Here is an 18833-nt window from a genome sequence, read left to right as displayed (position 1 = left end):
CCCGTCGGGCCCGGTCCCTTCCCTGTACTGGTCGGTGCGCCCCCGTCCGGGAGCACACCGTCCCGCGTCAGGAGCGCACCGCGTCCCGTGGCAGCGGCACCAGCGCGGCGCCGACCCGCTCGACCAGCAGTGCCATCTCGTAGCCGACCTGGCCCACGTCGCAGCTACGGGCGGCCAGCACCGCCATCGACGAGCCGTCGCTGATCGACATGAGGAACAGGTAGCCGCTGTCCATCTCGATGACGGTCTGGAGAACACCGCCGGCGCTGAACATCCGGGCCGCGCCCTCGGTCAGGCTCACCACACCGGACGTGATCGCGGCGAGCTGGTCCGCCCGGTCCGCGGGGAGGTCCCGGGAGGAGGCGAGCAGCAGCCCGTCGGCGGACACCGCCACCACGTGGGCGATGCCCGCCACGCTGTCGGCGAAGTTGGTGAGCAGCCAACCCATGTCCTGCATGGCCGCTGGCCTGTTCATCGGGTCTCCTTGGTCGAGGTGCGGGTCTCGTCCGTTCCGACCGACCGGCCGCGCTGCACGCCGCGGTGGTAGGCCGACAACAGACCACGTACGTCATCCGGGGTGCGCCGAGTGCGCTCCCGGCCGCCGCGCGGCTCGATGCCGCCCGGCACGAGCTGCGCCTGCGGTACGCGCTTGGGCAGCCCGGAGCGGGTCGTCCCACCGTTGGTCGGCTCGGCCGCCCGGCTGGCGCGGGACCAGCCCTCGTCGGCCGCCGTCCGCCACGCGTCCGGGTCGGCCGGCGGCGGGTCGGTGGGCGTCGCCGCGGCGGTGGGCGCCGCGGCGGTGGTGGGTGTCGCCCGCGGCGCGCCCGCCGGCGGGGTGTACGACGGCGGCGGTGGCTGCTGCGCCGGGGTGGTGGTGGCGTTGACGCCCGGCGTGCGGGTGGGCAGCTTGGCGGCCGGCGCGGCGGCCGGAGCCGCGGCCGGGGGCTCGTCGAACTGCGGCCGGGCGAAGATGGCGGTGGCGTCGTCGCCGTGGGACCGGAACCAGACCGCCTCCATCTCGCGGAAGATGGGAGCCTCGGCCACCGGTTCGGGGCGGGCCGCGACCGGCACGGGCGGCACGGCCGCCGGCATCACGGGCGGGGCGGGTGGCGGCAGCACGGGCGGGGCGGGCGGGGGCGTCGGCGCGGTGGCCGCCCCGAGCGGGTGCCCCGGCGCGGTCGACAGGTCGGCGGCCCCGGCGCCCGGCGCGCGGCGGGGCAGCGGCGTGAGGGTCGGGTGGGCCGCCGTCGGGCTGTCACCGCCGAACCCACCCCCGTACGCGGGCTGGGCCGGCGGCAGCGGAGGTGCGGCGGGCGACGGTGCGGCCAGGCCACCGACCGACACCGTCGGCGCGGTCTCCTGGGCGTCCAGCGGGGACGGCCAGGGCGCCGGTGCGGGGCTGCTGGTGCGCCACTGGTCGGTGAGCGTGGCCGCCGAGGTGAGACCGGTGCGCGGTTCGGCCACGGCGACCGGCGCGTGCGGCGCCGTCTCGACCGCCATCGGCTGGCGCGGCCGCGGTGGGGTGAGCGCCTGTTCCCGGCCCCGGCTACTCGGCAGCACGACGGTCGCGGCGGGCAGCGTCACCTGCGCGACGGTGCCGCCCTCGACGTTGCGGCGCAGCTCGACCCGGATGCCGTAGCGGGACGCCAGCCGGCTCACCACCGCGAGACCCATCAGCCGGAACGCGGCGACGTCCACCGTCGGCGGCGCGGCGAGGCGGCGGTTCAGCGAGTCGAGCTGCTCGTCGGTCAGGCCGAGCCCGCGATCCTCGATCTGGATCAGGACGTAGTCGCGGATGCGCCGCCCGTCCGCGACGACGATCGTGGTCGGCGGCGAGAACCGGGTCGCGTTGTCGAGCAGCTCGGCCACGAGCCGGACGACGTCGTTGACGGCGTGCGCGGCGACGGAGATGTCGGTGTCGACGGTGCCGAACTCGATGCGGTTGTAGAGCTCGACCTCGGACTGGGCCGCGCGCAGCACGTCCACCAGGAGGGCGTCGTCACGGCGCGGCACGGCCGAGTCGGCACCGGCCAGGACCAGCAGGTTCTCGTCGTTGCGGCGCATCCGGGTGGCCAGGTGGTCCAGCTCGAAGAGCTGGGCCAGGCGCTTCGGGTCCTCCTCGCCGCGCTCGATCGCGTCCAGCTCGCCGATCATCCGGTCGACCAGCGTCTGACTGCGCCGGGCCAGGTTGAGGAACATCGCCGAGACGCTGGTCCGCAGCGCGGCCTGCTCGGCGGCGACACGCACCGCCTCCCGGTGCACGACGTTGAAGGCGGAGGCCACCTGCCCGACCTCGTCGCGGTTGGTCAGGTTGATCGGGTCGCGGACCTGGCGGACGATCTCGTCCACGCCGCCCTCGCCGACGCTGCCCATGGTCTGCAGGCGCTGCACCGCCTCGGGCAGGTCGTGGTTCGCCACGGAGAGGGCGCCCTCGCGGAGCCGGCGCAGCGAGTCGTTGAGCGACCGGGCCAGCACGACCGCGAGCGTCACCGCGATGAGCAGGGTCAACAGCACCAGCGCCGACTCGAGCACCGCCTGCTGGATGACGTCCGAGCGGACCTGGTCGGTCTGCGCGAGGAGCGAGTTCTGCAACTGGATCTCGGCCCAGCGCATCAGGTCGTTCACCGCGCCGATGGCGGCGGTCGCGTCCTGCGCGGAGACCAGCGGACGCTGACCGACCGACCGGGTGATGTCGGACGCGACGCGGTCGGCGAGACCGACCGCGTCACCGGAGACGGTGCTGTTCACCAGGGCCCGCTGCGCCGGGTCGGCGGCGAGCGAGAAGGCGAGCAGCGACTCCTGCTGACTGGTCAGGGTGGCCACGAAGGAGGAGAACTGCTCCTCGTCGAGCTGGCCGGCGCTGAGCGCGCTGAAGGCGACGGCCTGCTCCTCGGCCACCGACGCCTTGGCCCGGGCGAACGCGGCCACCGCGCGACGGCTGTCGGAGAGGCGCTCGCCGCCCGACAACTGGGCGAGGCTGTCGCCGTAGGAGACCAGGTCGTCGAGGATCACGCCGTAGCGGAGCATCGCCTCGGCGACGGCCATCTGCCGGCGGGCCGAGACCTCCTGGCGGGTGCTGTCCAGCGTGTTCAGGTGGCCGTCGATGGCGGCCAGCCGGTCCCGGAACGCGGTCGGCACGTCGTCGACGCGCTCGCGCTCCGCGCGGTACGCGTCGATCCGCTGCTGCGTCTGGCGTACCCGCAGGTTGTACGCGTCGGCCTTGTCCTGCGGCGAGGCCAGGTAGGCGGCCGCGGCCATCCGTTCGAGGTGCAGGTCCTGGCTGAGCGCGGAGACCTCGATGCCGAGCCGGGTGAGCGCGCGGGCCTCGGTGGCCTCGAGCGCGCCCTGCCCGACCGAGACGAGCCGGACGGTGGCCAGTGCGATGACCGCGGCGACCGGCACCACCAGGATCAGCGCCAGCTTCGACCTGATCCGGGCATCGCGCAGCCGGGGCAGTCGACGACGGGCCGGCCGAGCATTCGCACGGCTCTGGGGCAGGGTCGTCGGTCCGGTGCTCACGACATGGCCTCCGTCGCTTCGTCAACGCCTGAACCGCCGAACCGTGCCGGGCGCGATGGGCGGCGGCACGCGCGGCACGGCCGCGATTTCATCAGAGACGCTCCTGTTTGGGAAGCCGCGTGCGGGCAGGAAACGGTCGGACCGCGCGCACCCCGTGTTCCGGTCAACTGCTACCTTCATTTCCGCAAGCCCGTGAACAGGGCATGTAACTCCAGAGTGGTCACACGCGTATGGAACGTGACCGTTTGCAAACATCGTGTGACCCCAACATGTGGGATGGCCGTCCCGAAACGGCCGAAGCCCTCCGCGCTTGACCACAGCGCCCGCCGTTGGCAAGGTTTTGCAGGCTTCTCGCACACCGTACGGCAAACCCTTCCCGTCTCTCCACTGAGGACGGATTAGCTGCGGTGACCGGGCCGCGCCCCGCGCCCGCACCTGGAGGACGACTTGAGCCCCATCCGCTCCACGACAATCGCGGCTCTCGCATCCGTCGTGCTGGCCGGCACACTGACCGGGTGCCAGTTCGGCGCGGAGGAGGCGACGGCGAGCCCGATCGTGATCGCCGCGGACCTCGAACTATCCGGCGCCGCCGCCCCCGTCGGCAAGGCGTACCAGCGCGCGCTGGAACTGAAGGTCGAACAGATGAACTCCTCGGGCGCCCTCAACGGCCGGCGGATCGAGCTGCGCGTCAAGGACAACCGGTCCGACGCCAGCGAGTCGCTGCGCAACATCGGCGACTTCAGCAACGACCCGCAGGTCAGCGCGATCATCATGGGTGGCTGCAACGAGTGCGCGGTCGGCGCCGTGCGGACCATCAACGAGAAGAAGATCCCCACCATCGCCCTCGCCACGTCCGGCGCCGTGGCCAACCCGGTGGCCGACCGGCGGTACGTGTTCAAGCTCGCGCCGAACGCCGCGGACAGCGCCTCCGCCCTCGTCTCCGAGCTGGTCCGCCGGGGCGTCACCAAGGTCGCGCTACTGCGCAGCGACGACGACTACGGCGCCGAGGGGGCGAAGGCCCTCCAGGGCGAGTTCGACAAGGCGAACATCAAGCTCCTGCGCGAGGCGACGGCGCGGATCACCGACACCGACGTCAGCCAGCAGGTGCAGACGCTCGCCGCGCGCCGGCCCCAGGCTCTGATCATCTGGACGCCGCCGGAGCAGGCCATGCTGGCGGCCACCGCGGCGCAGCAGGCCCGCTTCGCCGGCTCGCTCTACCTCGACGCGGGTGCGGCCGGTGACCTGTTCCTCGGCGAGTCCGCCCGGGCCACCGAGCGAGCGACCCTCATCTTCACCCAGACCATGGCGATCGACGACGTGATCGCCACGACGCCGGCCAAGGCCGCCCGCCGGCAGTGGTTCCAGGACTACACGGCCCGGTTCGGCGGGTACAACGGCGCCTCCTCCTTCGCCGCCGACGCGGTGCAGCTCATCGCGGAGGCCCAGCAGCGTGCCGGCGGCCCGGCCGACCGGATCAACCGCGACGGCATCCGGGACGTGCTGGAGACCTCCCAGCTGGACGGCCTCTCCGGTCCCATCCGGATGACCCCGGACAACCACTCCGGGCTGATGCCGCAGGCGCTCACGACCCTCGTCGCCCGCAACGGCCGCTGGCGCCTGGCCGGCTGACCGACGACGGCCCGCCGCGTCCGCGGCGGGCCGCCCCGGCACCGCACCGGCGCGCACGGGCCGGCCTCCCCGACACGGGAGGCCGGCCCGACGTGCGTGTGGGCGAACGTCGCCGGTTCAGCGGCTGCTGGTGGTCTCGCGCACCCAGGGCAGGGCGATCCGCTCGACCACCACGAGGGCGGTGTAGAGCAGGATGCTGACCAGCGCCACCAGCATGATCGCCGCCCACGCCGTGTCCGAGTCGCCGATGCCGGCGTACTGCTGGATGGCGTAGCCGAGCCCGCCCTCGCCGGCCTGGAACTCACCGATCACCGCACCGATCGCGGCGAGCGGCATGCCGACCTTGAGACCGACGAAGATCTGCGGCAGCGCGGCCGGGAACCGGACCTTGCGGAACGCCTGCCACCGGGAGGCGTTCCAGGAGCGGACCAGCTCGGCGAGGTCCGCCGGCGTGGTGGTCAGGCCGGTCGCGGTGGAGAGCACGATCGGGAAGAAGCACAACAGGAAGACCATGGTGAGGATCGGCTTCTGGCCCCAGCCGAGCGCCACCACCAGCAGCGGCCCCAAGGTGATCTTGGGCACCGCGTTCACCGCCACGAGCAGCGGGGTGAACATCCGCTCCACCGCCCGGGACGACGCCAGCGCCAGCCCGAGCAGGACGCCCGCCACCACCGAGAGCCCGAACCCGATCAGGATCTCCAGTGTCGTGTCCCAGGTGTACTCCAGCATCAGGGCGGGCTTGTCGACGAACGCCCGCACCACCGCCCACGGGGGCGGCAACGCCGCCGGGTGGACCAGCTCCAGCCGGGCGACCAGCCACCACGCCGCGAGGGCGATCAGCAGACCGACCGGGGGCAGCAGGGCGTTGCCCGCCCCGGCGGCTCGTACGCCGATCCCCCGTCGCGCCTTCGTCGCCGGCCCACTCTCCGGGGTCGTAAGTTCGGTCACCGGCTCGGCCGACCGGACCTCGGTCATGGTCTCCTCCTTCGGGTCGTCCGGCACGGGCCGGAACACCGGACGGGGTGCGTACCGCCGGGCCCCGGCGGTACGCACCCCAGTTCGCTGCGGTGATCAGGCCTTCGGCGTGAGGTCGAAGTCGATGATCTGCTCGGGCGTGATGCTGTTCTTCAGCGTGCCCGCGCCCTGGAGGATGGCGATGCTCTTGGCCACCCGGCCGCTGTCCAGCGTGCCCAGCGTGGTGCCGGAGTTGCTGGAGCGGACGTACCCGGCCATCAGCTGGAGCTCGGCGGCGGCCGAGGCGACGTTCGTCGCGTCGACGTTCTTCTTCAGCAGCTCCGCCGCCTCCTGCGGGTTGGTCAGGCTGTACTCCAGGCCCTTCATGAGGGCCGCCGTGAACCGCTTGACCATGTCCGGCTTCTCCTTGGCGATCTTCGCCGAGGTGATGAGCACGTTGCCGTAGAGGTCCTGCATCACGTTGCTGTACGGCAGCATGACGGCCTTCTTGCCCTTGGCCGCCGCCTCGATGGTCGGCTGGCCGACGACGAACTGGCCGATCCCGTCCACCTGGCCCGAGGCGAGGGTGCCGATCAGGTTCTGCGCCTCACCGTTGACCCAGGTCACCTTGCTGGCGTCCACGCCCGCCATCCGGGCGTACGTCGGGAAGAGGTTGCGGACGACGGAGCCGGGCGTGTCGGCCAGCCGCTTGCCCTCCAGGTCCTTGGGGGTGGCGATGCCCTTGCCCTCGAGCGTGGCGATGCCGGCCATGGTGCGCTGCTGGATGGCGGCCACGGCGATGAAGTCCTTGGCCTGGCCGTTGCCGAGCTGGAGCAGTCCACCGGTCAGGTCGATCGGACCGAAGTCGGCCTGACCGGCGACGATGGTCTGGATCACGGCGCCGGTGCCCTGGCCGGGCTTGATCTCGACGTCGAAGCCGGCCTCCTTGAAGAAGCCCTTCTCCTTCGCCACCCAGGCGTAGGAGTCACGACCGAAGTTGCCGAAGGAGGTGAGGTAGGTCACCTTCTCCAGGGATCCGCCGTTGCCGCCCTTGGCGTCGTCGGACGAGTCCGAGTCACCGGAGCAGCCGGCGACGAGGGCGAGGGCGGTGGCCAGCGCGGCCGCGGCGACCGTACGGGTCAGCCTTCTCATCAGTGCACCATGTCCTTTCCGACCGGAGGCCGGCGGCCACCGGAGGGGGTTGTCGCGGGGGGCCGGCGAAAGGGGGGCAGACCGGCACCACCGTCGTGAGGGGACTCTTCGCGGCCACAGCGTACGAGAAACCCACCTTTGCCCCGCCAGGCGTGTCGGGTTGCGGAACGGATACAAACTTCGTCCACCCCGGACACCTCAATGGACACCTGGACCGGCTAGCCTTTGCCGGATTCCTGATTGCCCACTCAGGGGAGGCCCGCCGGTGATTCGGTTGTCCAGGGTGTCCCGTACGTTCGACGGCCGCTCCGGCCGCGTCGAGGCGTTGCGGGAGATCGACCTCGACGTCGCCGAGGGCGAGTTCGTGGCCGTCCTCGGCCGCTCCGGCTGCGGCAAGTCGACGCTGCTCCGACTGATCGCCGGGCTGCTCCCCGTGACCTCCGGGGAGATCTCCGTCGCCGGCGCACCGGTCAGCAAGCCCCGGCGCGACATCGCGATGCTGTTCCAGAAGCCCGCCCTGCTCCCCTGGCGTACGGTGCTCGACAACGTGCTGCTGCCGGTCGAGATCTTCGGCTGGAGCCGCGCCAAGTACCGCGACCGCGCCCGGCAGCTGCTCGACATGGCCGGGCTCGCCGGCTTCGAGAAGCGGCTGCCGCACGAACTCTCCGGCGGCATGCAGCAGCGGGTGTCGCTGTGCCGGTCGCTGATCGGCGACCCCCGGGTGATGCTCATGGACGAGCCGTTCTCCGCGCTGGACGCGCTGACGCGCGAGGAGCTGTCGGGCGAGCTCCAGCGGGTGCACATGGAGAACGCCGCCACCATCGTCTTCGTCACCCACTCCATCGACGAGGCGGTGCTGCTCGCCGACCGGGTCGTGGTGCTCAGTCCCCGCCCCGGACGGATTCGCAAGGTCGTCGACGTGGACATCCCCCGGCCGCGCACGCTGGGCCGCAACGCCCACCTGGCGGATGTCGCCCGCGTCAGCGCGGACCTGCACGAGTTGCTCATGGAACGGGACGAGCCGGTGGCCACCGGCGCGGAAGGACGATGACCATGCGGGTGTCGGTCTTCATCGAGCCCCACCGCGGCGCCACCTACGACGACCAGCTGCGCTTCGCCCACGCGGTCGAGGCCTGCGGGTTCGAGGGTCTCCTCCGCGCCGACCACTACCAGGCGATGGGCGCCGACCCCGGGCTGCCCGGCCCGACCGACGCGTGGCTGACCCTGGCCGCGCTGGCCCGCGAGACCACCAGGATCCGCCTCGGCACGCTGGTCACCTCGGCCACCTTCCGGCTGCCCGGGCCGCTCGCGGTGATGGTCGCCCAGGTGGACCAGATGAGCGGCGGCCGGGTCGAGCTGGGCATCGGCGCCGGATGGTACGAACGGGAGCACCGGGCCTACGGCATCCCGTTCCCTCCGGTCGGCGAGCGGTTCGACCGGCTGGCCGAGCAGCTCGAGGTGATCACCGGGCTGTGGCGGACCCCGCTGGGCGGCTCGTACAGCTTCCACGGTGACCACTACCGGCTGGTGGACGCTCCCGCGCTGCCCAAGCCGGTGCAGGTGCCCGGCCCTCCGGTCATCGTCGGCGGCCGCGGCCCCAAGCGCACACCGGAGCTGGCCGCCCGCTACGGCGACGAGTTCAACATGCCGTTCAAGTCCGTCGAGGAGACCGCCGAGGCGTACGAGCGGGTACGCGAGGCCTCCGACCGCCTCGGCCGCGCGGAGTCCGGGCGCGCGCCGCTGGTGCTCTCCGCCGGGATCGTCGTCGCGATCGGGCGGACCGACGACGAGGCGGAGCGACGGGCCGCGCCCCTGCACGTGGCGAGCGCCCTGCCGCCGGAGGATCCGGTGGTCGGCTCCCCCGCCCAGTTGGTGGACCGGATCGGCCGGTTCGCCGAGATCGGCGCGACCCGCGTGCACCTGCGCCTCATCGAGCTTTCCGACCTCGACCACCTGGAGCTGATCGCGAGCGACGTGCTCCCGCAGCTGAACGGAGCGGACGGATGACCGACATCACCGAAGACCTCGAACTCGGGCCGGTGGGCCAGGAGATCGTGTACGAGAACGACCGGGTCCGGGTCTGGCACATCCGGCTGGAGCCGGGCGAGTCGCAGCCGTTGCACCGGCACGACCACCCGTACCTGGTGGTGGCGGTACAGGGCGCCACGAACGTCGTGCAGACGATCGACGGCACCCGCATCGACGCGGACGAGCCGACCGGCGGCGTCGTCTATCGGGATCCCGGTGCGGTGCACATGCTGACCAACGTCGGAAACACGACGTACCTGGCCCGGCTGGTCGAACTCAAGTAGACCGACCGCTCGGGCGTCGCCGCGCCGCGCGGCGTGCCGGTGGCGATCCTGCGCACCTGGTGCGTAACGTGCCGGACATGGCCTTTCGGACCTGGGGCAGACTGCTGCTCACGGCGCTCGGGGTGAGCGTGCTGGCCGGGGCCGGTCAGCTGGGCATCGCGTACGGCTTCGGCATCGTCCGGCTCACCGGCGCCTTCACCGGCGCGACCGTCAACCAGTGGCCGGCCCAGCTCGTCTGGGTCGGCTGGTTCGCCGCCAACGCCGCGGTGGCCGGCGCGGTGCTCACCGAGCGCCTCGCCCGCCGCGACTCGCCGCTGCACACCACCGGCCGGCAACTGGCCGTCGGCGCGGTGGCCGCGCTGGGCGCCTTCACCGTCGCGCCACTGTGCATGCAACCCGCGCGCACCGCCGAGCTGGTCTCGGTCGACCCGGTGTTCGCGGTCGGCATCTGCGCCGTGCTCGGTGCGGTCGTGGGCGCCGGTGCGGCGATCGCCGTACTGCTCAATCCGCCACTGGGCTGGAACCTCGCGATGGTGGCGGGCGCGCTCTGGCTGCTCGCGCTGGTCTCCGCGCTCCCGTCGCTCGGCGCGGACGGCGCCCTGCGCACCGTCCGGCTCGGCGTGCTGGAGCCGACCTGGCTGGACGCGGACGCCGCCCAGCGACTGTCGCTGTTCCTGCTGCCGATCGTGGCGCTGCTCGCCGGCGCGGTGAGCGCCGGGCTGGCGCGGCGGCAGGGCTGCGTCCCCCTGGTCAGCGGCGCGACGGGGCTGGCCGGTCCGGTGCTGGTCGCGTTCGGCTACCTGACAGCCGGTCCCGGTGACGCCGTGGACCGCTACCAGACCACGCCCTACTACGGGGCGCTGATCGCCGTCGTCGCCGGCGGCCTGGGTGCGGCGGCCGCCGCGCTGCTCCGCTGGCCGGCCGGCGCGCGCAGCGCCGGGGCCCACGCCATCGAGCCGAGCGCCATCCTGCGCCCGCTGCCCGCGGGCCCGGCACTGCCCTCCCCCGGGGCGCCCGCCGGCGACCGCGCCGGCGGTGACCGCGGCGACGACGACCACGGCGGCGGCGACCAGGCGGAACCGGCCGGCGCGGGCCTCGCCGCCCGAGCCGCCGGGACGGTGCCCGCCACCGGCTCCGCCCGGACCAGCGGCACCGCCACCTCGGCCACTCCGGCGGCCCCGGCGCACTGGGAGTGGCCGGAGGCCGGCGCCCCGGCGCCGCACCGGTCGGCCGCCGGTCCCGCCCACCGGCCCGGCACCGACCACCAGCCCACCCCGCCGCTGACCGTCGAGTCGACGGTGGGCCGGCCCGTGGGGCACACCGGAACCGCTGCCACGGCCGGGCCCACCGACGCGACCACGCCCACCGGCTCATTCCCCACTGGCGCGACGGCCACCGCCGCGACCACGCCCGCCGAGGCGGTCGTTCCCACCGGCGCGGAGGCCGCCACCTCGTCCACTGGCTCCGCGGCACCGGCCGATCCGGTCCCGGCGAGTGCCGAGACCGCGCCCACCGGGTCGTCCGCGCCCGACGTCGCGCCCGCCCGGGACGCCGCAACCACCTCCGTCGGCGGAGCCGCCGACGCCGTCGCGCCCGGCCCCGCGGCGACGGACACCGCGAAGACCGCGAAGTCGAGCCGCCGCGGCACCAACCCGGCCGCGACGGCGTCCACCCCGGGGACGTCGTCGACGGCCGGGGCACCACCCGCGCCGCGCTCGGCGGCCACGCCGCGGACACCGGAGCCCGCCACAGCGGAGGCACCGGAGGCGGCCGGCGTACCGGAGACGCCCGCGCCGAAGCCCCGTCGGGTACGCAAGCCCCGGTCCGCGCCGAAGCCGGCCCCCGACTCGACGGGCGACACGCCGGACACGGGGGTCGGTGCCACGCCGGACGGCCGCACCGCGAGCGACACCAGCGCGGACGCCGGCACCGCGACCGACGCCGGCACGGCCGTCGCCGGCAGGGGCGTCCCCGACACGGACGCCGCCAGCCGGGGCGCTGTCGGCACGGACGCCGACGCGGCGGAGACGGCCCCGCGCGTCACGGCGGAGAGCACGAGCGACGAATCCGCGGCGCCGGGCTCGCGGGGCCAGGACGGCGTGGCGCCCACCCGACCGAGCGCGGCCCCGACCCCACCGGCCGCCGGCCCGGCTCCGGCCGGCGGCGACGCGACCGGCACGACGGCACCGGCCGGCGCGGCGACGCCGGACGCCCCCGCGCAGGACACGTCGCAGACCCGGTCGTTCTGGCCGGTCGCCCCGGCCTGGCCGGTGCCGCCCCGGCCCGCGCCCGCCGGCCAGCCAGCCCGGCCCGCGCCCGACCAGGCGGCCTGGGACCCGTCGGCCGAGGCGGCGTCCCCCGCCGGGGACGAGTCGACCGAGCCGGCGACCCGCGCCCGGCACCGGGCACCGATGCCCGACCTGCAGCGGGCGGCGAGCTGGGAGGCCCTGGCCACCGCCCGGCGCGCCGGACCGCAGTCGACCAGTCCCCGCCACACCTCTGAGGCGGAGACGCCGGAGGCGACCGGGGCCGACGAGCCGGCCGAGGCGCCCGCCGACGAGACGGTCGGCACGGATCAGCCCACGGGCCGCAGTCGTGGCCGGCTCGGGCTGTTCCGGCGGAACCGTTCGCGGGACGTCACGGGAAGCACCCCCGAGCCGGAGCCCCTGGCGGCGCAGGACGAGGAGTACGTCGACTGGGTGGCCGGGCTGGGCCGGCCGGTGGCGGACAACGAGCCCGAACAGGAGAGCGGTCGCCGCTCCCTGCGCTCGACCGGCCGCCACCACCGCGACTGAGTTACCGAGAGGACGACGCCCGGGTGAGGAAGCCTCCCCGGGCGCCGTCCGTCTCGAGGCCGCTCCGACCCGCGCCGTCCGTCTCGAGGCCGGTCCGACGCGCGCCGTCCGTCTCGAGGCCGCTCCGACCCGCGCCGTCCGTGTCGAGGCCGGTCCGACCCGCGCCGTCCTGCCCCAACGGCGAGCGGGCCGCTCAGGCGAGCGGCAGGTACACCCGGCCGCCCGAGGAGAGGAACTCCTCCGACTTGTCCCGCATGCCGCGGGCGGCGTACTCCTTGAGATCCTGCGTGATCTTCATGGAGCAGAATTTCGGCCCACACATCGAGCAGAAGTGTGCCGTCTTCGCCGGCTCGGCGGGCAGCGTCGCGTCGTGGTACGACCGGGCGGTCTCCGGGTCCAGCGCCAGGTTGAACTGGTCCTCCCAGCGAAACTCGAACCGGGCCTTCGAGAGCGCGTCGTCCCAGGCCTGCGCGCCCGGGTGCCCCTTGGCCAGGTCGGCGGCGTGTGCCGCGATCTTGTACGCGATCACGCCGGCCTTCACGTCGTCCCGGTCCGGCAGCCCCAGGTGCTCCTTCGGGGTCACGTAGCAGAGCATCGCCGTGCCGAACATGCCGATCATCGCGGCGCCGATGGCCGAGGTGATGTGGTCGTACGCGGGCGCGATGTCGGTGGTCAGCGGCCCGAGCGTGTAGAAGGGCGCCTCGTGGCACCACTCCTGCTGGAGGTCGACGTTCTCCTTGATCTTGTGCATCGGCACGTGCCCGGGGCCCTCGATCATGACCTGCACGTCGTACGACCAGGCGATCTTCGTCAGCTCGCCGAGCGTCCTCAGCTCGGCGAACTGCGCCTCGTCGTTGGCGTCCGCGATCGAGCCGGGACGCAGCCCGTCGCCGAGGGAGAAGGTCACGTCGTAGCGGGCGAGGATCTCGCAGAGTTCCGCGAAGTTCGTGTAGAGGAAGTTCTCCTCGTGGTGCGCGAGGCACCAGGCCGCCATGATCGAGCCGCCCCGCGACACGATCCCGGTCACCCGGTCGACGGCCAGGGGCACGTACGGGAGCAGCACGCCGGCGTGCACGGTCATGTAGTCGACGCCCTGCTCCGCCTGCTCGACGACGGTGTCCCGGAACACCTCCCAGCTGAGCTTCACCGGGTCGCCGCCGACCTTCTCCAACGCCTGGTAGATAGGCACGGTGCCGATGGGCACCGCCGAGTTGCGGACGATCGCCTCCCGGGTCTCGTGAATCCGCTTGCCGGTGGAGAGGTCCATGACGGTGTCCGCGCCCCACCGGGTCGCCCAGGTCAGCTTCTCCACCTCCTCCTCGACCGAGGAGCTGACCGCCGAGGTGCCGATGTTGGCGTTGACCTTGACCAGGAACGCCTTGCCGATGATGGCCGGCTCGCACTCCGGGTGGTTCACGTTGAGGGGCAGCACCGCCCGGCCGGCGGCGATCTCGTCGCGGACGAACTCGGGCGCCACGCCCTCGCGGATCGCCACGAACTCCATCTCCGGCGTCACGACGCCCGCCCGGGCGTACGCGAGCTGCGTCGGGCGTCGCCCGTCGAGACCGGCGAGCGGGGTGCCGGCGCCGCGTACCGGGGCCACGTCGCCCCGCTCGGCGATCCACGGTCCGCGCAGCGGCGGAAGCCCGACCCGCGGGTCCGAGCCCGGCCCGGACGTGTCGTAGAGGCGTACCGGTGGGTTGTCCCCGGTGAGGGTCACCTCGGCGAACGGCACCCGGACGTCGGGCCGGGACCCTTCCACGTACACCTTGCGTCGTGCCTGCATGACACCCTCCCTGGTGATCAAGCGGACCAGCCGAAGTGGTCCAGCGGGCCGCGTCCCGCGCCCAACTCCCAGCGCCGCGCGCCGGTCAGCGCGCGGGTCACGTACTCCTTGGCGGCGGCGACCGCGGCCGGCACCGGGTCGCCCAGCGCCAGCCGCACGGCGACCGCCGCCGAGAACGAGCAGCCGGTGCCGTGGGTGTGCCGGGTGTCGACCCGGGGTGCGCGCAGCACGGTGGTGCTCCCGTCGCCGTGCAGCACGTCGACCGCCTCGCCGCCGTCGAGGTCGCCGCCGGTGACCACCACGTGCGCCGGGCCACCGGCGGCCAGTGCCTCGGCGGCCCGGGCCATCTCCTCGACCGTGGTCACCTGGCGTCCGGTGATGGCCGCGGCCTCCGCGCAGTTCGGTGTCGCCACGCGGGCGTACGGCAGCAGCCGCTCGACGGCGGCGACGACGCCGAGTGTGTGCCCGCTGGTGGCGACCAGCACCGGATCGACGACGAGGTGCGGCAGCCGCCCGTCCCGGGCCACGGCGGCGACCGCGTCGGCGACGGCCGGTGAGCCGAGCATCCCGGTCTTCACCGCGCGTACGGCGAAATCGGCTAGCACGCTCTCCACCTGGTCGGTGACGGTGGCCGGCGGCAGCGGCAGGACCGCGTCGACGCCCCGCGTGTTCTGCGCGGTCACCGCGGTGACGACGCTCGTGCCGTACGCCCCGAGTGCCGCGAAGACCTTGAGGTCGGCCTGGATGCCCGCTCCCCCACCGGAGTCGGACCCGGCGATGGTGAGGACGGTCGGTGGGGTCACGTGTCTCCTCCGATGCTCCCGTGCGAGGGCCATGGCCGGTCGGGCCCGCTCCGGACGGTCGGGCGAAACTCCGCCGCGGGCACGCTCGGCCGCGATCCCTCGGTGGGCGCGGTCGGCGGTGACCCCAGCGGGCGGCCCGCCGTCCGGTCGTGCCGGCTCGGTGCCGCCGGGCGCGGGGCCGCGTCGAAGGCGGCGGTCAACCTGCGGGCTGTCGTCGCCGGGTCTTCGGCGCGCATGATCGCGCCGAGTACGGCCACCCCGACGGCGCCGGCCCCCACGCACCGCCGCACCTGCCCGGGGGTCTCCACCCCGCCGAGGGCCAGGGCCGGGACGGGGCACCGCGCGATCAGCGCGGCGAGCCCGTCCGGGTGCAGGGGCGGGCCGTGGCCGGGTTTGGTCCGCGTGGGGTAGACGGGCGAGAGGGTGGCGTAGTCCTCGGTGGACAGCCGGCCCAGCTCCGTCTCGTCGTGGCAGGAGCGGCCGACCAGACCCAGGCGCGGGGGCGGATAGGGGCCGGCGGCGGGGAGGTGGACGGCGTCGCCGCCGAGCGGGTCGGGGCCGGCGACGATCAGCCTGCCGCCCGCTCCGGCGAGGATCGGGCGAAGGTCGGCGGCGAGGGCGGCGCGCTCGGCCCGAGGCAGGTCCTTCTCGCGCAGCACGACCCAGCGCACGCCCCCGGCCACCGCCGCCGCGACCACCTCCGTCACCGCCCCCCGGGCCTGCCACCGATCGGTGAGCAGGACAATCCCGGACGGCACCGTCGAGATCGTGGTGAGAAGGCGCCCTTCCAGCGGCCCTCCCGCACCGAGATCCGATGAGGCGTTCACAGCTCCGGCCTGCCCTCGTCCGGTGTGGAGGCGAGGGCGTGGTGCCGGCGGGGGATCCGACCGGCGCCGGCGGCCAGCCGCCCGGCCTCGACGGCGTACCGCATGGCGGTGGCCATCGCCACCGGATCGGCGGCCCTCGTCACCGCGCTGGCCAGCATCACCGCGTCGCAGCCCAGCTCCATGGCGAGGGCCGCGTCGGACGCGGTGCCGACGCCGGCGTCCAGGATCACCGACACGTCGACGCTCTGCCGGATGAGCCGGATGTGGTGCGGGTTGGTCACGCCGAGCCCCGACCCGATCGGCGCTCCCGCGGGCATGACGGCGGCGCAGCCCACGTCCGCGAGGCGCCGGGCGAGCACCGGGTCGTCACTGGTGTACGCCAGCACGGTGAACCCGTCGGCGGCCAGCTCCTCGGCGGCGCGCAGCAGCTCCACGCCGTCCGGGAGCAGGGTTCGCTCGTCGCCGATCACCTCCAGTTTGATCCAGTCGGTGTCGAACGCGTCCCGGGCCAGCCGGGCGACCTTGACGGCCTCGACGGCCGTGTAGCAGCCCGCCGTGTTGGGCAGCAGCCGTACGCCGCACCGGTCCAACAGGTCCAGCAGCCCGCCGCCCATACCGGGCGCGGTGTCCACCCGGCGCAGGGCCAGCGTGACCAGCTCGGTGCCGGACGCGCGGATGGCCTCCTCCAGCACGCGCAGGTTGGCCGCGCCGCCGGTGCCGAGGATGAGCCGCGAGGCGAGGGTGACCCCGCCGAGCTGGAAGCCCATGTCGCTCACCCGCCCTGGGCGGCGCTGAGCACCTCGACCCGGTCACCGTCGCGCAGCACCGTCGCCGGCCACCCGGTCCGTGGCACGACCTCACCGTTGACCGCGACCGCCACCCCGCGCTGCTGCGGGGTGACCTCGCGGACCAGGTCGGCCACCGTCGCACCGCCGGGCAGCGTCCGCCCGGCGCCGTTCACCGTCAGTTCCACGGGTTCCCCTCCTCCGTCTCGTCACGTCCACCGCCGCCACCGGCCGCGGTGCCGGCCCGCGCCGACCCGCCCGACACGGTCCCCACCGGCCCGCCCGGCACCGGCCCGGACGGCCCGCTTGACACGGACTCCGCCGAACCGGTCGGCCCGGAACCCGCCGGCCCGCCCGGTGCCGGCCCGGCCGAGCCGACCGGCGCGGAGCGTGCCGACACCGGGCCGGCCGACCGCGAGGCGGGCCGGTCGGTGAACCGGTCCGGCATGAACGGGGTGAGCAGCGGATCGGGCGGCCCTCCGGTCACCAGGTCGGCGACGAGATCGGCGGTGAGCGGGGTGAGCACGATGCCGTGCCGGTGGTGCCCGGTGGCCACCAGCACGTCGGGCCGGCCGGGCAGCGGGCCGATGATCGGGCCGTTGTCGGGTGTGCCGGGCCGCAGGCCGGCGGCCGTCTCGACGAGGTCGTACTCGGCCAGCTCCGGCACCAGGTCCACGGCGGCGCGGAGCAGCCGCAGCACCGCCCCGGCGGAGACGTCGGTGTCGCGGCGCTCCTCGACGGTGGCGCCGACCACGACCTCGCCGCCGTCCCGGGGCACCAGGTAGACCGGCTCGCCGTCGGCGTACCCCCGGATCACGTGCCGGAAGCACGGCGCGGCGCCGCCGGGCGCGCGCAGCCGGAGCACCTGCCCCTTCACGGGTCGGACCGGAAGCCCGGTGAGGGCGGCCGCACCGCAGCCGGCCGCCACCACCGTGACCGTGGCGTCCACATCGGCCAGGCGTGCGACGGGTGCGGGCACGAGCACCGCGCCGGCCCGCTCGGCGGCGGTGCGCAGCGCGGGGAGCAGCAGCCGCGGGTCGACCTGGTGATCGGTGGCCGCCAGCGCGCCGCCGCGCACCCGCGGGGCCAGCGCCGGCTCCCGGTCGCGCAGCTCGGAGGCGCGCAGCGGGGTCACCGGCAGCCCGAGATCACTCTGGTAGGCCCAGAGCCGCCGCGCCTCGGCGAGGTCGTCGGCGGTCAGCCCGACCAGGAGGGTGCCGTCGGTGCGGTAGCCGAGGGGCACGCCGGCCGCCTCGGCCAGGTCGGCGGCGAACGCCGGCCAGCGGGCGGCCGACTCCAGCAGCAGCCCGGTGAGTTCCCGCTCGCCGAAGTACGCCTCGGCGACCGGGGCGAGCATGCCGGCGGCGACCGCCGACGCCCCCGAGCCCGGGGCGGGGTCGTGCACGGTCACCCGCAGTCCACGGGCGGCGCAGCGCCAGGCGACGGCGAGGCCGATCGGCCCCGCACCCACCACCGCCACGTCCGCCCGGGCCACGTCGTCGTCAGGGGTCGACGTGGACCGGGCGCTCAGCACGTCAGCGCCGCGATCAGCTCGGTGGTGGCGCGGGCCGGATCGGCGGCGCCGGAGACGGCCCCGACCACGGCCACCCCGTACGCCCCGGCCGCGCGCAACGCCGGCACGCTCGCCGCGGTCACGCCGCCGATGGCGATCACGGGGACGGGGACCGCCTCGGCGACGGCCCGGACGCCCGCCGCGCCGATCGGCGGTGGCAGGCCCTCCTTGGTGGCCGTGGGATGACAGGGACCGACGCCCAGGTAGCCGGCGCCGGCGGCGACCGCGTCGGCGCCGGTGACCGGTTCGCGGGCGGTGGCGCCGAGCACGGCCATCGGGCCGAGCACCCGGCGGGCGGCGGCGACGGGCAGGTCGTCCGCGCCGACGTGCCCGCCGGCGGCACCGACCGCCAGCGCCACGTGCAGGCGGTCGTTGACCAGGCAGGTCGCCCCGTACGGGGCGCAGAGCGCGATCACCCGCTGGGCCAGGTCGTACGCCTCGCGGTCGGTGGCGGAGTCCTCGACCCGGACCTGCACGACCAGCTCCTCGCGGGCCGCCGTCAGAGCGGCCCGGACGACGGTGAGCGGATCACGCCCGGGTCGGGTGTCGGTGATGAGATGCAGTCGCCCCAGGGACGGCATGGCAACACTCCTCCCTGCGCCGGCATTACCCGGATCAGGTTCGACGGTCGGGGGCTACCAGCCCCCCTCTCAGCCCGGTGCACCGGGCTCCCGTGGGTCACGTGCCCGGTCACCGTA

Annotated in this window: 15 protein-coding genes, 1 pseudogene and 1 riboswitch; of the genes and pseudogenes, 5 read left to right on the top strand and 11 right to left on the bottom strand. The window is 74.6% G+C overall.

All coding sequences use genetic code 11. The features are described 5' to 3' along the window. Positions 1-67 precede the first annotated feature (67 nt). The gene (locus SM573_RS09430; protein ID WP_030329975.1) at positions 68-475 is read right to left on the bottom strand and encodes a roadblock/LC7 domain-containing protein; all 408 of its coding nucleotides are present in this window, start codon (positions 473-475) and stop codon (positions 68-70) included. Continuing rightward, entirely contained in the window at positions 472-3519 is a 3048-nt protein-coding gene (locus SM573_RS09425; RefSeq protein WP_474615910.1) for a sensor histidine kinase, read from the bottom strand. The genes SM573_RS09430 and SM573_RS09425 overlap by 4 nt, the downstream gene beginning before the upstream one ends. Positions 3520-3966: 447 nt before the next feature. Here SM573_RS09425 and SM573_RS09420 point away from each other — a divergent pair, with 447 nt between their 5' ends. After that, the gene (locus SM573_RS09420; protein WP_474615909.1) at positions 3967-5148 is read left to right on the top strand and encodes an ABC transporter substrate-binding protein; all 1182 of its coding nucleotides are present in this window, start codon (positions 3967-3969) and stop codon (positions 5146-5148) included. A 117-nt stretch (positions 5149-5265) separates the two neighbouring features. Here SM573_RS09420 and SM573_RS09415 read toward each other — a convergent pair whose 3' ends face one another. Together SM573_RS09415 and SM573_RS09410 are read right to left on the bottom strand one after the other, a co-directional pair. Continuing rightward, positions 5266-6123, bottom strand: a complete 858-nt coding sequence (locus tag SM573_RS09415) for an ABC transporter permease (RefSeq protein WP_474611036.1) — start codon at positions 6121-6123, stop codon at positions 5266-5268. 96 nt (positions 6124-6219) lie between these two features. Beyond that, on the bottom strand, positions 6220-7254 hold the full coding sequence (locus SM573_RS09410; RefSeq protein ID WP_474611037.1) for an ABC transporter substrate-binding protein: 1035 nt from the start codon (positions 7252-7254) through the stop codon (positions 6220-6222). Between the two features lie 265 nt (positions 7255-7519). On the opposite strand from SM573_RS09410, the gene SM573_RS09405 reads away from it, so the two are divergent. The 4 genes from SM573_RS09405 (at position 7520) to SM573_RS09390 (ending at position 12361) form a co-directional block, all read left to right on the top strand. Continuing rightward, positions 7520-8305, top strand: coding sequence for an ABC transporter ATP-binding protein (locus tag SM573_RS09405; protein ID WP_474611038.1), 786 nt, complete (start codon positions 7520-7522; stop codon positions 8303-8305). Between the two features lie 2 nt (positions 8306-8307). Continuing rightward, positions 8308-9261 (top strand): LLM class F420-dependent oxidoreductase, encoded by a 954-nt coding sequence (locus SM573_RS09400; protein WP_474611484.1) that lies wholly within the window; start codon positions 8308-8310, stop codon positions 9259-9261. Next, complete coding sequence (locus SM573_RS09395) at positions 9258-9566, top strand: cupin domain-containing protein (RefSeq protein WP_474611039.1); 309 nt, start codon at positions 9258-9260, stop codon at positions 9564-9566. Before SM573_RS09400 ends, SM573_RS09395 begins: the two co-directional genes overlap by 4 nt. Positions 9567-9643: 77 nt before the next feature. Beyond that, entirely contained in the window at positions 9644-12361 is a 2718-nt protein-coding gene (locus tag SM573_RS09390; RefSeq protein WP_474615908.1) for a DNA polymerase III subunit gamma/tau domain-containing protein, read from the top strand. A 193-nt stretch (positions 12362-12554) separates the two neighbouring features. Here SM573_RS09390 and thiC read toward each other — a convergent pair whose 3' ends face one another. From thiC to thiE, 7 genes and pseudogenes are all read right to left on the bottom strand, one after another. Beyond that, a complete protein-coding gene (gene thiC / locus SM573_RS09385; protein WP_474611041.1) occupies positions 12555-14147 on the bottom strand; it encodes a phosphomethylpyrimidine synthase ThiC in 1593 nt (530 codons plus the stop codon). 17 nt (positions 14148-14164) lie between these two features. Further along, positions 14165-14950 (bottom strand): bifunctional hydroxymethylpyrimidine kinase/phosphomethylpyrimidine kinase, encoded by a 786-nt coding sequence (gene thiD / locus SM573_RS09380; RefSeq protein WP_474615907.1) that lies wholly within the window; start codon positions 14948-14950, stop codon positions 14165-14167. Positions 14951-15129: 179 nt separating this feature from the next. After that, positions 15130-15717 (bottom strand): annotated as a pseudogene (locus SM573_RS09375) (thiamine phosphate synthase); the annotation flags it as partial. Between the two features lie 56 nt (positions 15718-15773). After that, positions 15774-16544, bottom strand: coding sequence for a thiazole synthase (locus tag SM573_RS09370; RefSeq protein WP_474615906.1), 771 nt, complete (start codon positions 16542-16544; stop codon positions 15774-15776). Between the two features lie 5 nt (positions 16545-16549). Next, positions 16550-16750, bottom strand: a complete 201-nt coding sequence (gene thiS, locus SM573_RS09365) for a sulfur carrier protein ThiS (RefSeq protein ID WP_474611044.1) — start codon at positions 16748-16750, stop codon at positions 16550-16552. Further along, positions 16741-18093: a glycine oxidase ThiO gene (thiO, locus tag SM573_RS09360; RefSeq protein ID WP_474616055.1), complete on the bottom strand. Its 1353-nt coding sequence runs from the start codon at positions 18091-18093 to the stop codon at positions 16741-16743. Before thiO ends, thiS begins: the two co-directional genes overlap by 10 nt. Further along, positions 18090-18716, bottom strand: coding sequence for a thiamine phosphate synthase (gene thiE / locus SM573_RS09355; RefSeq protein WP_474615905.1), 627 nt, complete (start codon positions 18714-18716; stop codon positions 18090-18092). The genes thiO and thiE overlap by 4 nt, the downstream gene beginning before the upstream one ends. Next, positions 18711-18819, bottom strand: a riboswitch (TPP riboswitch). (Overlaps the previous gene by 6 nt.) Positions 18820-18833: the final 14 nt, after the last annotated feature.

This window comes from Micromonospora xinjiangensis (genome assembly GCF_056150165.1).
Note: the sequence above shows the minus strand (reverse complement) of the source record. Positions and strands in the feature narration are given on the sequence as shown.

Bases quoted from the DNA above. Each gene is read 5' to 3' on its own strand.
- SM573_RS09395 (WP_474611039.1), top strand. From the start codon at position 9,258: ATGACCGACATCACCGAAGACCTCGAACTCGGGCCGGTGGGCCAGGAG.
- thiC (WP_474611041.1), bottom strand. From the start codon at position 14,147: ATGCAGGCACGACGCAAGGTGTACGTGGAAGGGTCCCGGCCCGACGTC.
- SM573_RS09430 (WP_030329975.1), bottom strand. From the start codon at position 475: ATGAACAGGCCAGCGGCCATGCAGGACATGGGTTGGCTGCTCACCAAC.
- SM573_RS09410 (WP_474611037.1), bottom strand. From the start codon at position 7,254: ATGAGAAGGCTGACCCGTACGGTCGCCGCGGCCGCGCTGGCCACCGCC.
- SM573_RS09400 (WP_474611484.1), top strand. From the start codon at position 8,308: ATGCGGGTGTCGGTCTTCATCGAGCCCCACCGCGGCGCCACCTACGAC.
- SM573_RS09390 (WP_474615908.1), top strand. From the start codon at position 9,644: ATGGCCTTTCGGACCTGGGGCAGACTGCTGCTCACGGCGCTCGGGGTG.
- thiE (WP_474615905.1), bottom strand. From the start codon at position 18,716: ATGCCGTCCCTGGGGCGACTGCATCTCATCACCGACACCCGACCCGGG.
- SM573_RS09370 (WP_474615906.1), bottom strand. From the start codon at position 16,544: ATGGGCTTCCAGCTCGGCGGGGTCACCCTCGCCTCGCGGCTCATCCTC.
- SM573_RS09415 (WP_474611036.1), bottom strand. From the start codon at position 6,123: ATGACCGAGGTCCGGTCGGCCGAGCCGGTGACCGAACTTACGACCCCG.